The organism is Caldicellulosiruptor sp. DIB 104C (assembly GCF_028198085.1).
GTDB classification, from domain to species: Bacteria; Bacillota; Thermoanaerobacteria; order Caldicellulosiruptorales; family Caldicellulosiruptoraceae; genus Caldicellulosiruptor; species Caldicellulosiruptor saccharolyticus.
Window position 1 is genome coordinate 160411 of sequence record NZ_CP116337.1, and the last position, 15483, is coordinate 175893.

At 38.0% G+C, this 15483-nt stretch carries 11 protein-coding genes, 2 rRNA genes and 1 pseudogene (1 of these 14 only partly in view); 12 read left to right on the top strand and 2 right to left on the bottom strand.

All coding sequences use genetic code 11. The features are described from left to right. From PGC14_RS00675 to PGC14_RS00710, 8 genes are all read left to right on the top strand, one after another. Positions 1-1832 (top strand): 23S ribosomal RNA (locus tag PGC14_RS00675); it begins 1130 nt to the left of the window's first position. A gap of 77 nt (positions 1833-1909) precedes the next feature. Then, positions 1910-2026: ribosomal RNA gene (rrf, locus tag PGC14_RS00680) — 5S ribosomal RNA — on the top strand. A gap of 297 nt (positions 2027-2323) precedes the next feature. Further along, on the top strand, positions 2324-2995 hold the full coding sequence (locus PGC14_RS00685; protein WP_039763649.1) for an HAD family hydrolase: 672 nt from the start codon (positions 2324-2326) through the stop codon (positions 2993-2995). Positions 2996-3008: 13 nt separating this feature from the next. Then, entirely contained in the window at positions 3009-5276 is a 2268-nt protein-coding gene (locus PGC14_RS00690; protein WP_271629261.1) for a glycoside hydrolase family 65 protein, read from the top strand. Positions 5277-5512: 236 nt separating this feature from the next. Further along, positions 5513-6739 (top strand): ABC transporter substrate-binding protein, encoded by a 1227-nt coding sequence (locus PGC14_RS00695; protein ID WP_271629262.1) that lies wholly within the window; start codon positions 5513-5515, stop codon positions 6737-6739. Positions 6740-6836: 97 nt separating this feature from the next. Further along, entirely contained in the window at positions 6837-7724 is an 888-nt protein-coding gene (locus tag PGC14_RS00700; RefSeq protein ID WP_271629263.1) for a carbohydrate ABC transporter permease, read from the top strand. Positions 7725-7745: 21 nt separating this feature from the next. After that, positions 7746-8579 carry a carbohydrate ABC transporter permease gene (locus PGC14_RS00705; protein WP_271629264.1) on the top strand — a complete coding sequence of 278 codons (834 nt, stop codon included), beginning with the start codon at positions 7746-7748 and terminating at the stop codon, positions 8577-8579. Between the two features lie 87 nt (positions 8580-8666). Beyond that, complete coding sequence (locus PGC14_RS00710; RefSeq protein ID WP_271629265.1) at positions 8667-9686, top strand: LacI family DNA-binding transcriptional regulator; 1020 nt, start codon at positions 8667-8669, stop codon at positions 9684-9686. A gap of 104 nt (positions 9687-9790) precedes the next feature. Here the strand turns inward: PGC14_RS00710 and PGC14_RS00715 are convergent, their stop codons facing one another. After that, a complete protein-coding gene (locus tag PGC14_RS00715) occupies positions 9791-12136 on the bottom strand; it encodes a glycoside hydrolase family 65 protein (RefSeq protein ID WP_271629266.1) in 2346 nt (781 codons plus the stop codon). A gap of 193 nt (positions 12137-12329) precedes the next feature. Between PGC14_RS00715 and PGC14_RS00720 the strand changes: the two are divergent. From PGC14_RS00720 to PGC14_RS00735, 4 genes and pseudogenes are all read left to right on the top strand, one after another. Further along, positions 12330-12881: pseudogene (locus PGC14_RS00720) on the top strand (rubrerythrin family protein). Positions 12882-13026: 145 nt separating this feature from the next. After that, positions 13027-13404 (top strand): hypothetical protein, encoded by a 378-nt coding sequence (locus PGC14_RS00725; protein WP_039765170.1) that lies wholly within the window; start codon positions 13027-13029, stop codon positions 13402-13404. A 32-nt stretch (positions 13405-13436) separates the two neighbouring features. Continuing rightward, the gene (locus tag PGC14_RS00730; protein ID WP_039765172.1) at positions 13437-13688 is read left to right on the top strand and encodes a hypothetical protein; all 252 of its coding nucleotides are present in this window, start codon (positions 13437-13439) and stop codon (positions 13686-13688) included. 49 nt (positions 13689-13737) lie between these two features. Then, complete coding sequence (locus PGC14_RS00735) at positions 13738-14094, top strand: hypothetical protein (protein WP_237738198.1); 357 nt, start codon at positions 13738-13740, stop codon at positions 14092-14094. Between the two features lie 128 nt (positions 14095-14222). Here the strand turns inward: PGC14_RS00735 and PGC14_RS00740 are convergent, their stop codons facing one another. Further along, positions 14223-15209: an aldo/keto reductase gene (locus PGC14_RS00740; RefSeq protein WP_271629267.1), complete on the bottom strand. Its 987-nt coding sequence runs from the start codon at positions 15207-15209 to the stop codon at positions 14223-14225. Positions 15210-15483 lie beyond the last annotated feature (274 nt).

Consider the following 15483-nt stretch of genomic DNA (forward strand, 5'->3'; position numbering starts at 1 on the left):
GAAGCAGCCATTCCTTTAAAGAGTGCGTAACAGCTCACTGGTCGAGCGGCTGGGCGCCGAAAATACTCGGGGCTTCAAGCCACACACCGAAGATCGGGTTTAAAGCCGAGGTAATCGGCTTTAAGCGGTAGGGGAGCGTTCTGCGGCAGGGAGAAGCCCAAGGCGAAAGCCAGGGTGGACGAGGCAGAAGTGAGAATGCCGGAATAAGTAGCGCGAGGCAGGTGGGAAGCCTGCCCGTCGGAAGCCCAAGGTTTTCTGGGGAAGGCGAATCCGCCCAGAGTTAGCCGGGGCCTAAGGCGAGGCCGGAAGGCGTAGCTGATGGGTATCAGGTTGATATTCCTGAGCCACCTGCCGGAGGTTAACCTACGGGGCGGGACGCAGGAGGAGCAGGCAACCGGGGTGTTGGTTGACCCCGGCCAAGCGGCGAGCGGGGGTGTGTAGGCAAATCCGCACGCCCATACAACCGTGAGCCGTGATGGGGAGCCGAAGTTATAGTAGGCGAAGTGCCGCGCTTCACACTGCCAAGAAAAGCGTCGCGTAGGCGAAGGCAGGTGCCCGTACTGGAAACCGACACAGGTGGGCGAGGAGAGTATCCACAGACGGACGGGTGAAGCACCGCTAAGGAACTCGGCAAACTGACCCCGTAACTTTGGGAGAAGGGGTGCCCTGGGTGAAGAGCTCAGGGTCGCAGGGAATAGGCCCAAGCGACTGTTTATCAAAAACACAGGTCTCTGCGAAGCCGAAAGGCGAGGTATAGGGGCTGACGCCTGCCCGGTGCTGGAAGGTTAAGGGGAGGGGTGGAAAGCTCCGAACCGAAGCCCCAGTGAACGGCGGCCGTAACTATAACGGTCCTAAGGTAGCGAAATTCCTTGTCGGGTAAGTTCCGACCCGCACGAATGGCGTAACGACTTGGGCGCTGTCTTGGCGGTGTGCCCGGCGAAATTGTGGTACCAGTGAAGACGCTGGTTACCCGCGGTTGGACAGAAAGACCCCGTGGAGCTTTACTGCAGCCTGGCACTGTGTTCTGGTGTGCTCTGTACAGGATAGGTGGGAGGCAGAGAAGGGGAGGCGCCAGCTTCCCTGGAGCCGGCGGTGGGATACCACTCTGGGTGCACTGGGGCACTAACCAGACACTCTGAACCGAGTGATGGGACACTGCCAGGTGGGCAGTTTGACTGGGGCGGTCGCCTCCTAAAGGGTAACGGAGGCGCCCAAAGGTCACCTCAGCACGGATGGAAATCGTGCGGTAGGAGTGCAAAGGCGGTAAGGTGGCTTGACTGTGAGACCGACAGGTCGAGCAGGGACGAAAGTCGGGCTTAGTGATCCGGCGGTATCAAGTGGGAGAGCCGTCGCTCAACGGATAAAAGTTACCCCGGGGATAACAGGCTGATCTCCCCCGAGAGTCCACATCGACGGGGAGGTTTGGCACCTCGATGTCGGCTCATCGCATCCTGGGGCTGAAGTAGGTCCCAAGGGTTGGGCTGTTCGCCCATTAAAGCGGTACGTGAGCTGGGTTCAGAACGTCGTGAGACAGTTCGGTCCTTATCCGCCGCGGGCGCAGGGTATTTGAGGGGAGCTGACCCTAGTACGAGAGGACCGGGTTGGACGGACCGCTGGTTTACCAGTTGTTCCGCCAGGGGCACGGCTGGGAAGCCAAGTCCGGATGGGATAAACGCTGAAAGCATCTAAGCGTGAAGCCCACCCCAAGATGAGATACCCCACACCGAAGAGGTGGTAAGGGTCCTGGTAGACTACCAGGTAGATAGGCCGCATGTGTAAGCGCTGTGAGGCGTTGAGCAAGGCGGTACTAATGACCCGAGGAGCTTGACCGATTGACACCGGTCTTACCCTATTCACTTGCGAGGCTGCTGAAAAGCAAGAGAATGATGAGAATAGAGAAGGAAACAAATCCGGTGGCGAAAGAGCGAGGGTAACACCCGTTCCCATTCCGAACACGGAAGTTAAGCCTCGCAACGCCGATGATACTGTGCTGGAGACGGCACGGGAAAGTAGGTGGCTGCCGGATTTTTTGTTTCACTCTTAATCGTTAAAAATTTAACAAATTGGTTATATACAAGATGGCTCCTTTTTGCTTTTTTCAACGATATCTGCAGTCCTTTCTAACTAAAGCTACTCATTCTGGCTTATTTTCAGCGCTGACACTTCGTTTTATTTAATAGAACCAAACTTATCTGAATTTCTTCTTTCAATTAGGAAATACGAAAGTATTCTTCGAAAATAACCGAAAACGATATTGAAAACAATTCGAAAAAATTTTATAATAGTTGTATAAAACTATTTTAGTAAAGGGGCCTGCTATTTTATGGGGAAGATTAAAGCAGCAATTTTCGACATGGACGGGGTTTTGACTGACACTGTAAGGCTTCATTTCAAAGCATGGAAAAAAATGTTCAATAATCATGGATACAAATTTGAATATGAAGATTACAAACAAAAAGTAGATGGGAAGCCGAGGATGGATGGAATAAAAAGTATTGTTGGAAATCTTCCTGAAGACCAGCTTATTTCTATGGCAGAGGAAAAGCAGAGATATTTTTTAGAGCTTGTCGAAACTGACAGTTTAGAAGCGTTTGAGGATGCAATTTGGATTTTGCAGTATTTTAAGCAAAACTCAGTAAAACTTGCTGTTGCATCGTCAAGCAAAAATACAAGCAAAATCCTAACAAAACTTGGTATTGATAAGATGTTTGATACAATTGTAACAGGCTATGATTTCAAAAAGGGCAAACCTGACCCTGAGGTATTTTTGACCGCTGCACAAAAGCTGAATGTAAATCCAAGAGAATGTGTTGTTTTTGAAGATGCAATAGACGGTATCAAGGCAGGGATTTCTGCTGGAATGCTTACAATTGGGGTTTGCAGAGATGGTCAGTTTGAAAGACTGAAAAACGCTCACTTTATAGTTGACAGATTGGACAGGGTTACAATAGAACTTCTTGAAAATCTTTACGAAAAGGTTTTTAAAATAGTTTAGGAGGTTTTTGTACATGAAATTATCAGAACGTGAATGGCTAATTGAGCAGGATAAATTAGAAGCTTCTGGCAAATTTGAAACATGTTTTGCACTTACAAATGGCTACATAGGGATAAGAGGAATTAACGAGGAAGTTTTTTGTGAAGAAACTCCTGGAACTTACATTGCTGGTGTTTTTGATAAATCAACTGCACAAGTCACAGAGCTTGTTAACCTTCCAAATCCAATTGGTCTTAGGATATATATCAATAGGGAGTTTTTGAACCCCTTGAAATGTGAGATACTTGAATTTAAAAGAGTTTTGGACTTAAAACAGGGTATTTTGTATAGAAAATTAAGACTAAAAGATGTCAAAGGGAGAATTACCACGATAGAAGGATTTCGCTTTGTAAGTATGAATAATAAGAATCTAATTGTTCAAAAGTACGATGTTGTGTGTGAAAATTATTCAGCAGTTTTAAATGTTGAAAGTTTCATTGACGCAACTACTATGAATTCTAAGGATGTACCAAACGATAGGGTAAAGCATTATGATATAGATGAAAAAGAAGACTTCGCAACTGGCATATATCTTGGCGTTACAACAAAGGACAGAAAATATAAAGTTGGGATAGCAAGCTCTACGGAAGTTTTATTAGATGGTCAGGGATGTTCTTTTAATAGGTTTACGAAGGATTTAGGAGGCATTATTACAGAAAATCTTGAGGTTGAAGCAAAAGAAGGAAATAGATATGAAATTGAAAAGCTAAGCGTATTGGTTTCTTCAAGGGAGAAAACAAATAACATTTTTGAAAGCTCAAAGAATAAATTAAAAGAATTTAGAGAGAAGGGCGTTCAAAAGTTATTTTCTGAGCATATAGAAGAGTATAAAAGACTTTGGGATGTTGCCAATATTGATATAGTTGGAGATGAAGTTGCCAACAAAAGTGTAAAGTTCAATATCTTTCATCTGATTAGCATGGCAAATCCAGAAGATGAACATGTAAGCCTTGGTGCAAAGGGACTTCATGGTGAAGGTTACAAAGGACATGTTTTTTGGGATACTGAAATATTTATGCTTCCGTTTTATATCTACACAAACCCTGCAGCAGCTAAAGCGATGCTTATGTACAGATACAACCTGCTTGATGCAGCAAGAGAAAATGCAAGAAAAAATGGCTACAAAGGTGCTCAATTTCCATGGGAGAGTGCAGATACAGGCGAAGAAGAAACACCAAAGTGGGGATATGACTACCTCGGAAATCCAGTGAGGATATGGACTGGTGATATAGAATATCACATCTCTGCTGATATTGCATATGCAGTTATGAATTATGTGCGCGCAACTGATGATATAGATTTCCTTTTAAATTACGGTTCAGAGATTATAATTGAGACAGCAAGGTTTTGGGCGTCAATCTGTAAATACAACAAGGAAAAAGGTAGGTATGAAATAAACGATGTTATAGGCCCTGATGAATTCCACGAACACTGCAATAACAACGCATACACAAACTATCTTGCTAAGTGGAATTTACTCAAAGCATCAGAACTCTGCAATCTGCTTAGAGAAAAATATCCAAAGTATTTTGAGAAGTTATCCAAAAAGATAAACCTATCTGATGAAGAACCTTTTGTATGGCAAGAGATAGCTTCAAAGATTTATATACCATACCATTCCGACAAGAAACTAATTGAACAGTTTGAAGGGTATTTCAACCTAAAAGATTTTGTTATAAAAGAATACGACCAGAACAATATGCCAGTCTGGCCAGAGGGCGTAGAACTTGACAAGCTGAATAACTACCAGCTAATAAAACAGGCAGATGTTGTAATGCTTCTTTACCTGTTCGGTGAAGAATTTGATGATCAAACAAAGAAAATAAATTACGACTACTATGAGAAGAGAACTATGCACAAATCGTCTTTGAGTCCAAGCATATATGCTTTGATGGGTGTCAGAGTTGGTGAGACAAACAGAGCATATATCAACTTTATGCGAACAGCTTTGACAGATCTTGAAGACAACCAAGGGAATACTCATTTAGGTATTCATGCTGCCTCACTTGGTGGTACATGGCAAGCTTTAGTATTTGGGTTTGGTGGCATAAGCATAGAAAAAGATGACGTTCTGAGTGTCAATCCATGGCTTCCTGAAAAATGGGAAAGCTTGAAGTTCAGCATTTGGTGGAAAGGAAACCTTTTGGACTTTAAAATTACAAAGGATAATGTCGAGGTCAAAAAAAGGGTTGAAAAAGGAAATGTAAAGCTAAAAATTAAGGGACAAGAAGCTATCATATAAGCAGCTTTCCTTGTGAAAAGCAAAGATGAGTGCTTTTCACAGGGGATTTTTTTCGAAAAAAGTTTCGATGAAGGTTAAAGCTGTCTTGGAACTGTAGCAAAATAGTTTATAATATATAAACAAAAAACAAAAATTTTTTAAGATAAGTATAGACAAAAATAATAACTTGTTGTATAATAAAATTGTCGAAAACATTTCCGAAAATATTTAAGCAATTTCAAAGGAGGTTTGATTTTATGAAAAGGTTGTTAGCAGGTTTACTTATTTTAGTATTTGTTGTCTCCTTTAGTGTTGGGCTTGTGGTTTCACAAAAGAGCGCTTATGCTACATCAAAAATTACATTAAAGCTTGGTGCGTGGGCGTCTTCCCCTGCTGAGAAGAAGATTGTCCAAAACCAAATTGCAGCATTCAAAAAGTTATATCCAAATGTTGATGTGAGAATTACTGAAATTGTCGGTGACTATAACCAGAAGATGCAACTGCTTATGGCATCGAAGACAGAGCCTGATATCTTTTACATGGATTCAATGCCAGCATGGCAGTATATTGCAAAGGGTGTTTTAGAACCGCTTGATTATTGGATGAAAAAATACAATGTAAAGACAATTGGATATGAATCATCACTTTTACAGCCATTTATCTACAAGGGTAAAGTATATGGTCTTCCAAAAGACTACAATACATTGGTCTTGTTCTACAACAAAGAGATGTTCAAACAAGCAGGTTTAACTCGTCCACCAAGGACATGGCAGGAGCTAAAGGATTATGCTAAGAAACTTACAACAGGCAAGGTTGTAGGTCTTACAATGAATCTTGAGCTTGCAAGAATTCAACCTTTTGCATATCAAAACGGTGGTAAGGTATTTGATGGCACAAAGCCAGTTTTTACTGACCCGAAAGCTCTGGAAGGCTTTAAATTTGCACTTGACCTTTTCAAAGAAGGAATTTGTAAAACTCCAAAGGACTTAGGTGCTGGCTGGGTAGGAGATGCGTTTGCAGACAAAAAAGCTGCTATGACAATTGAAGGTGGCTGGATGATTCCATTTTTGAACGAAAGAAAAATTCCAAAAGACTCATATGGTATTGCAGAGCTACCTGCAGGACCTGCTGGCAAGTCAACAATGGCATTTACTGTTGCGTATGTGATGAGCAAAAATTCAAAGCACAAGCCGGAGGCGTTCAAGCTTATAAGATTTTTGACTGGTGAGGGCGGACAGAAGTTTGTTGTTGAAGCAGGTTTGGCACTTCCTTCATTAAAAAGCGCAGGTGTGAACTTTGCTAAAACTTATCCAGAGAGAAAAGCACTTGTTGATGGTGCAAAGTATGCACAAGTTTACTTCTATGGTCTGGATGGTACAAAAGTTGTGGATGTATTCAACAAAGCATTTGAAGATTACGTTATTGGTAAAAAGTATGACCTAAAAAAGAACATAGAAGAGAGAGTAAAGCAAATTATGAAATAAAAAAGCTTTAAAGAGTGACACATGGTAAGGCAGGCTTTAGTCCCTGCCTTACTTTATAAAGATATGATTGTAAGTTATAGGGGGATGTGAATAAAAAATGAAAAATAAAACAAAAGTTCAAGAGTATTTCACTGCATTTGTGATGCTTCTGCCATACATTATATCATTTTTCATGTTTTTCGCTTATCCCTTGGCAAAAGCGTTTATAATAAGCTTTCAGGAATTTTCGTTTTTGGGAGATATACCGCCCAAATTTGTTGGACTTTTAAATTACAAAGAAGCCTTGACAAATAAGATGTTTTTAGACTCGATTGTGAACACTTTTTACTATTCAATTTTGGTGGTTCCAACCCAGCTAATTATCGCTTTAATTTTAGCTGTGATAGTAAATGACAAGGTAAAGTTCAAAGACTTTTTCAGAACCACCTACTATCTTCCAACGGTTACCTCCCCTGTTGCTGTATCAATAATATTTTTGTTTTTGTACAAGACAGATGGTTTAGTGAATCAGATTTTAAGCCATATAGGTATAACACCACGAAACTGGTTCAATGAGCCTTCATTTGTAATGCCTGCAATTGTCAGTGTAGCTGTGTGGGGTTCTGTCGGTTTTTACATGGTTACATTTTTATCAGGACTTTCTACAATTCCTGACCAGCTTTACGAAGCTGCTGAGGTTGAAGGTGCTGGAGAGTTTACAAAGCTAATTAAAATCACAATACCACTTTTAAAGCCTATGATATTTTTCAACACAGTTGTATCTTTTATAAGCACACTGCAGATGTTTGACCTCTCTTACATAATTGGTGGTTCTGATGGAGGACCGATGGGGAAAGCAATGACAATGGTTGTTATGATTTATAGAACAGCTTTCAAAGAGTTTAACATGGGCGTTGCATCAGCAATGGCGTTTATTGTGTTTGGAATTATTTTTATTCTAACGTTAATTCAAAGGAAATTCTTTGGTGAAGAGATGTCATATTAAAAAATAGAGGAGCTGAAGAAAATGTGGGGTAGAAGAAATACGTATGGGATTGGAGTAAAAATAGTTTTCTATTCCATATGCATACTCTGGGCATTGGTAACTCTAATTCCTTACCTTATCGCAGTCATCACATCATTAAAGCCTGTTGAAGATGTTACAAAATTTTCTATTGATTTTAGCAAGCTTACTTTTGATTCATACAGATATATCACACATGAATTTCCATTTTTAAGATGGCTTTTTAACAGTTTTGTTGTGGCAGTAGCTGTAACAACCGGAAATATCTTGTTTAACTCAATGGCAGCATATGCTCTTGCAAGACTTGATTTTCCTTTTAAAAAGGTTGTGTTTTACGTGATAATCGGCACAATGATGATACCAGGTCAGGTTCTTTTAATACCGATTTACCTTATATTAAATAGACTTGGGTGGATTGATTCATACAAAGGATTAATTATCCCGTGGCTTGTCAGTGCATTTTATATATTCTTTATGAGACAGTATTTCTTGACAATACCAAAAGACTTAGAAGAAGCAGCACTTATTGATGGACTGTCTCGTTTTGGGATATTCTTTAAAATATTTTTGCCACTTTCCCTGCCTGCCTTGGCTACTCAAGCAATATTTATTTTTGTTGGTAATTGGAACAGCTTTATGTGGCCAAGTATTATAGCATCTTCAGAAGAGCTCTATACCTTGCCTGTTGGGCTTAACTCTTTCTATGGTCAATATTATCAATTTTGGAACCAAGTTTTGGCTGGCGCAATTTTGCTATCTTTGCCCACTATAATAGTTTTTGTGCTTTTTCAGAAATATTTCGTAAAAGGTATTGTAACGTCAGGGTTAAAAGAGTAACAAAGATATTGAATTTATCGAGAAGAACAGTGTATAATTTATTTTAAAGTTTTAGTAAAACATTTCAAAAACAGAGGGAGAAAAATAATGAGAAAGAGCAAAAATGTGACAATAAAAGATATTGCAAAGGCTTTGGGTATTTCACCAAGTACTGTATCAAGAGCACTTAATAACTATTCAGATATAAGTCCAGAGACTAGAGACAAAGTTATTGAAATGGCGAAAAAATTAAACTATGTTCCAAATATCTTTGCAAAAGGGCTTGTGACAAGCAAGACAAAGCGAGTAGGACTTTTCATAGAGGATTTAGAAAGAGAAGGAATATATGGAGTGTTTTATTATGAGATACTTACAAGTTTTAGGAAAGCTGCTATGGACAATGGTTATGAGGTCGTGCTCTTGTCGACTACTTCAGAAGAGCAAAAGAAAGTTCACTTTGACACAGTTATGCAAGAAAAGCAACTTGAGGGTGCTTTTGTAATGGGACTAAAAACTGATGATGAATATCTAAATGAAATACAAAAAAGTACCTATCCAGTTGTTCTGCTTGATATTCCTATTAAAAACTCAAATATTGGGTATGTGACTACTAATAATCTCAAAGGTGCACAAATTGCAACAGAACACCTTATCCATCTTGGACACAGAAGGATAGGATTTTTAAATGGACATAAGAAAGCATATGTAAGCCAGGAAAGACTGAATGGCTATATTTTGGCCTTGAGCAAAAATGGGATTAGCATAGACAATGAACTCATTGTCGAAGGTGATTTTACGGAAGAAAGTGGATATAAAGCAGCGGATTACTTTTTAGAAAAAGGTGTCACTGCAGTTTTTGCTGCATCTGATATGATGGCAATAGGGCTTATAAAGAGGTTTAAGGACCTTGGAGTTGATGTGCCTGCAAAAGTATCCATTGTTGGATTTGATGATATTTCTATTGCAAGGTATATAACACCTACACTTACAACAATAAGGCAGAATAAATCCGAGATGGGAAAGTCAGCTTTCTATTTGCTTTTGAATCTAATTTCGAAACAGCCCATAAATCATATTGTTTTAGAACCAGAGCTTGTCAAAAGAGAGTCAACTGCAAGGCTGCGCTAACTGTGTGTTGTATTTTGGTTTCTAAAAACATTAAGGCTGTATGGGTTTTTTTTGAGTATGCCCCAAACAGCCTTAAGTTGTTTGTAAAGGCAATTTTTTAATTCCTATGTCTCAATTACAAATTCCTTTGCTTGCCCACTTTTAAGCTCAAAAGTTTGGGAATAATGAGAAAGTAGGATAGCTTCACCAGCCAAGAGTGTATAAATTGCCTTATTTTTGGTTATTTCTACTTTTATAGTACATCCTTTGTATTTGACCTTAAATGAAATATAATCAATGTCTTTGGGAAGCCTTGGAGAAAACGAAAGTAGACCATTTCCTGTTCTCATGCCACCAAAACCAAATACCAAAGCTTGCCAAGCTCCGCCCATACAAGCTGCATGAATTCCGTCTTTTGTATTGTCATTCAAATCATCAAGATCCATTCTTGCAGTGTATCTAAAGTATTCATAGGCTTTTTCCAGAAGATTTAGCTCTACAGCCAGTATACTAAAGATGGCAGGTGAGAGAGAAGAATCATGTGTGGTTATTGGTTCATAGTATTCATAATTATTTTTCAAATCTTCATAACTGAACTTCTCTCTCAAAAGGTATATGAGTAGCAATACATCTGGCTGTTTGCAAATCTGATACCTGTAAATATCCAAATAATGCCAGTGCAGCAGTAAAGGAAACTGATCTTCTGGTATTTTAGACAGATCAAGTTTCTTTTTATAGATAAATGAATCATCCTGGGGAATTATCTTGAGCTTAGCATTGTACGGCAGGTACATGTTATCAGCTATTTTTTTCCAGAGTTCAATTTCTTCATCTGACAGTTTGAGCTTGTTACAAAGTCTTTCACAGGCTTCTTTATCTGTTTCTTTCAGTAGATTATATAACCTTGCCGCAAATTCCAAATTCATTTGAACCATGTAGTTTGTATAAGCATTGTTGTCAACAAGCGCTGTATATTCATCAGGGCCTGTTACACAAAAGATGCAAAACTTCCCATCCTTTTCTTCACTGAAGTGCCCTAAGTCTGCATAGAATCTTGCTGATTCAAATACAATCTCTGCACCATAGTTTTTAATAAAGTCAAGGTCATCTGTTGCTTCAAAGTACTTTTTAATGGCATAGACAATATCAGCGTTTATATGATATTGCGCAGTTCCGGCTGGAAAGTAAGCTGAACACTCTTTACCAGCAATTGTTCGCCATGGATAAAGGGCACCACGATGATGAAGTTCTTCTGCTCTTTGTCTTGCTGCATCTAATAGATTGTAGCGGTGTATTAAAAGCATTCTTGCAATTTCTGGATGCGTGTAAATAAAAAACGGCATTATATAAATTTCAGAATCCCAAAAATAATGTCCACCGTAGCCTTCTCCAGTTAAGCCTTTTGCAGCAATGTTTGAAATACCGTTTCTACCTGTTGATTGAAGTAGCGAAAATAGACTAAATCTTATAGCTTGCTGAATGTTGGAATCTCCTTTTACTACAACATCAGCGTTTTCCCAAAAGGTTTCCAAAAATTCTCTTTGTTCTTTCAAAAGGTTTTCAAACCCAATCTTTTTTGTCTCAAGTATTTCAGCAGCACAGAGCTCTTCAATCAAATCTTCTTCAACATCTCTTTGTGTGAAATATGAAAAATATTTTGTCATGCTATATTCCATATCTTGTTTAACATCAAATTCAATTTCAAATATGACAAGATTTTTCTCTTTGTCGGCAAAAGATTTGCAGAAAAATTCTTTGATGCTCAAAACATGATCTACCATGCAGCCATACGAGAGTCTACTCTTTTTAGTTTTCTGCATCAAAAAACCATTAAGTTTATCACAGTAAGCCTTAATTGTTTCAAAAGGAAATTTTTCTATTCCAGAACCAACCCTCACATCTTCTGTTTCAATCAGATTTGAAGAGTTTCCATCTATTTTACTTACAATCTTTATTCTGCCAGAAAAATTGAGAGGTTTTATTCTAATATTAATTGCTCCCAAATGCTGCCTTTTAAAACATGCAAGCCGCTCAAATATGATATAAATTTTCTTGCCGCTGTTAGATTCCCAGATTATCTTGCGCATAAACGTTCCTTTTCTCATATCAAGTTTTCTCACATGTTTGTCAATTTTTCCACTGAATAGATTAAATTTTTCACCATCAATTGTTATTTCAAATGTCTTTACATCAGCCACATTTACCATTGCCTCGCCACGCTTTGCAAATCCATATCCACCCTCTGGATAAGTTATATCATACTCTTCATAAAAGCCGTTTATATATGTTGCTTTAAAGCTCTGGGTTTTGTCAGGAAAATCTTCATCCAAGTTCCCTCTCAGGCCTAAATATCCATTTGCAACTGTAAATATGGTCTCAAGCATAAAATTCTTTTCAGGGTAAAATCCCTCTTCTATTATATTCCACTCATCTGGCAAAAATATAGCTTGCTTTTTGGGAAGCTTTCTCAAGCTGAATTCTCCTTTCGCAGCAAAATCTTTTTTATGTAATCATACCTTAATATAATTTTACAGTCAATGGCTGGAAGTTACTTTTTAAATATGTTTTGGGAATGTTGCCGAAATATTTTCGCAAAATTATGTTTAAAGAAGATTTTGATGGGTAAAAAAGAAATGAAATTTATTTTAAAAGAGGACCTGATTTATGAGCGTAAAAAATGAGATGACAATAGGATTTTTGAGATCTGCATATGGTGGAGAGAGCATGGCTCACATGAGGTATTTGCTTTGGGGTGACATTGCTGAAAAAGAAGGTTTTCCAAATATTGCAAGGCTCTTTAGAGCAATTTCTTATGCTGAACAAGTTCATGCTAACAACCATTTTAGGGTTCTTGGTGATGTCAAAGGTGGGCATATGGTTGCGTCAGATGCAATATTTGGGGTTGGCACAACAGTCCAGAATCTTCAAGGAGCGATTGATGGTGAGCTTTTTGAGGTAAATCAAATGTATAATGTATATTTAAACGCCGCAAAATATCAAAACGAAAAAGATGCTGAAAGAAGTTTTCACTTTGCAATTGAGGCAGAAAAGATTCATGCACAGTTTTTCAAAATGGCTCAGGATAGCGCAAAAGAAGGAAAGGATGTAGAGATTAAATGTATATCTGTCATGTTTGCGGGCACACAGTTTTAGATGAGGCTACTGAGTTTTGCCTAATTCTTCGGGACAAAGAAGGAAATGTATAAGATGTTTTAAAAAAACTTTTTTATGGACTATCCATTCTGGATAGTCCATTTTTATAACAGTAAATTAGTATTGACATTTTGTTTTTTTTTTTTTTTTAAACTTATTACAGAAAATTTTATACATTTACACTTTAAAAGGAGGATGAGGGGTTAATATGAATAGTATTCAAAAAGTAGCTCATCACATTGTGAGTTCTATTGCCAATGATTTGCGTGAAAATACGTTGACAAACATAGTATCAATTGCAGCAGGTGGAATAGGTGGCGGAGTAAAAGCTTACAGAGCTGCCACAAGTGGTTTTACAATGCTTGAGAGAAAGGTTGCAAGTAAAACAGTAAGTGGAGTATTGAAAGGTATGGGTGAAGGATATTTTTTCGGGAAAGGCACAGTAAGTGTGATTGCGAGTGTTACTAACAAAATAGCGAGTGTAGAAAGGTGGTTTGATAATACCAAAGTGGGTAAAGCAATTGATAATGCCATAACAAAAGTAGAGCATGGATTGCACAAACTTATTGGTGGAGGAGCGTATTAAATATAGATATAAATAGGGAAGGAAAAAATGTCATGAGTAAAAGATTCAAAGTAAAGGATATTCTTTTTCGGGTATACATAGTATTCATTATTTTCATAACTATTTTAGCAGGGTTCATTGTTATACCTGTTTTAGGAGGTTTAATAAATGTAGCACTAAAAGCCTTAAAAATTGAATGGCTTTGGTCAGTAGCTGCTTTTGGGTTGCTGGGTTATTATGTTTACAAATTCGTATCAAAGAGAATAAGTAACAGAAAACTAAGGAAGGAAGGGAAGCAAGATTGAAATTGTTACGATTTGTTCTTGTAATGGCTTAGACGAGAATTATCAACCAGTGAATGTAAAAAAAGTGTTTAGTGAATTAGATGAATTTATAATTGTGTGGTGTCAAGCTAAGAATATTAAAAAGGAAATCCAAGTGTCAATGGAATGGTATAATCCCGAGGAAAAACTTGTATTTACAATAAACATTGATATAAAACCTACAAACCAAGAACAACCCTATAGATATTTTTGGAGTGTTATGAGGTATAATTTTATAAATACAATCAAAGGTAAAGTGTTTGGTACATGGAAAGTAAAAATAAAACCTTTTGACATTGAATACGAATTTGTAATAAAAGATTTAAAGAGTTATAGCTTATTTAAAGAAGGCAAAACAATTAGTGGAGTGTTTGATGAAATAATTTGAAATTTTATATCGATATAGTAACAGAAAATTGATTATTTAAGAAGCGCATAGTATAAACTAAAAAATCAGGGGCTGCCTATTCCAATTGAAGAAAAGCAGCCCATTTCCTTTTAAAAGAAAAATAATGATTATTTCAAAATTTCCTCAATTTCTTTCAATTCTTCTTCTGAAAACTCAAGATTATTTATACAACCCACATTATCTTCAATCTGAGATACCTTGCTTGCACCAACAATGACTGATGCTACAACTTTGTTTCGCAAAATCCACGAAAGTGCAAGCTGTGAAACTGTCTGACCACGCCTTTTTGCAATCTCAGATAACTTTTTAACTTTTTCAATTCTCTCAGGTGTTATATCACTTTCTTTTAAGAATACTCCTGATTTTCTTACTCTTGAGTCTTCAGGGATTCCATCCAAATAACGATCTGTCAGAAGCCCCTGGGCAAGAGGAGAATATATCACAGCTCCCATACCAAGCTCATTTAATGTATCAAAAAGACCATTTTCAACATCTCTTGCAAACATATTGTATCGAACTTGATTTACTATTAGCCTTAGCCCCATTTGTTTTGCAGCTGAATATGCTATTTTAGTTTGTTCGGAATTGTAATTTGATATACCAGCGTACAAAGCTTTTCCGCTGTGCACTGCCTGATACAAAGCTTCCATTGTCTCTTCAATTGGTGTTTCTGGGTCTGGTCTGTGCGAATAGAAAATATCGACATAGTCAAGGTTCATTCGTTTAAGGCTTTGGTCTAAGCTTGCAAGAAGGTACTTTTTTGAGCCCCAATCTCCGTATGGACCATCCCACATCTTGTAGCCTGCTTTGGTTGCAACAATTATTTCATCTCTGTAAGGTTTTAAATCAAGCTTAAATATTCTGCCAAAATTTTCCTCAGCAGCACCTGGTGGTGGTCCGTAGTTGTTTGCAAGGTCAAAGTATGTTATTCCAAGATCAAAAGCTCTTTGAACAATTCTTCGCATGTTGTCAAATGGGTCACTGTCTCCAAAATTGTGCCAAAAACCAAGTGAGATAGCAGGAAGTTTTAAGCCACTTTTTCCACAGCGAATGTAGAGCATATTATTGTATCTGTTTGGATCAGCAATATACATAAGGTTTCAATCTCCTTTTGAAGATTTTAATAATTTGATTTTACCCCCAGAGGGTAAATATTTCAATAGTAAGAATGTTTTTTATTTCACCAAAGAACAAGATTTCAATTTTAGCCTTCCTTTCACTCTCACATTCTACTTTTAAATATTAAATAAATCTTTACTTTTGCTTTTCCGAAGTCTAATATTATGTAACTTTCAATTCAAATTTAGTAATTATCATTTTCATACCATCCCCAATACACTTCAGGCAAAACAGCTTTAACATCGGCAC

Bases quoted from the DNA above. Each gene is read 5' to 3' on its own strand.
- PGC14_RS00695 (WP_271629262.1), top strand. From the start codon at position 5,513: ATGAAAAGGTTGTTAGCAGGTTTACTTATTTTAGTATTTGTTGTCTCC.
- PGC14_RS00710 (WP_271629265.1), top strand. From the start codon at position 8,667: ATGAGAAAGAGCAAAAATGTGACAATAAAAGATATTGCAAAGGCTTTG.
- PGC14_RS00705 (WP_271629264.1), top strand. From the start codon at position 7,746: ATGTGGGGTAGAAGAAATACGTATGGGATTGGAGTAAAAATAGTTTTC.
- PGC14_RS00725 (WP_039765170.1), top strand. From the start codon at position 13,027: ATGAATAGTATTCAAAAAGTAGCTCATCACATTGTGAGTTCTATTGCC.
- PGC14_RS00685 (WP_039763649.1), top strand. From the start codon at position 2,324: ATGGGGAAGATTAAAGCAGCAATTTTCGACATGGACGGGGTTTTGACT.
- PGC14_RS00740 (WP_271629267.1), bottom strand. From the start codon at position 15,209: ATGTATATTGCTGATCCAAACAGATACAATAATATGCTCTACATTCGC.
- PGC14_RS00730 (WP_039765172.1), top strand. From the start codon at position 13,437: ATGAGTAAAAGATTCAAAGTAAAGGATATTCTTTTTCGGGTATACATA.
- PGC14_RS00690 (WP_271629261.1), top strand. From the start codon at position 3,009: ATGAAATTATCAGAACGTGAATGGCTAATTGAGCAGGATAAATTAGAA.
- PGC14_RS00700 (WP_271629263.1), top strand. From the start codon at position 6,837: ATGAAAAATAAAACAAAAGTTCAAGAGTATTTCACTGCATTTGTGATG.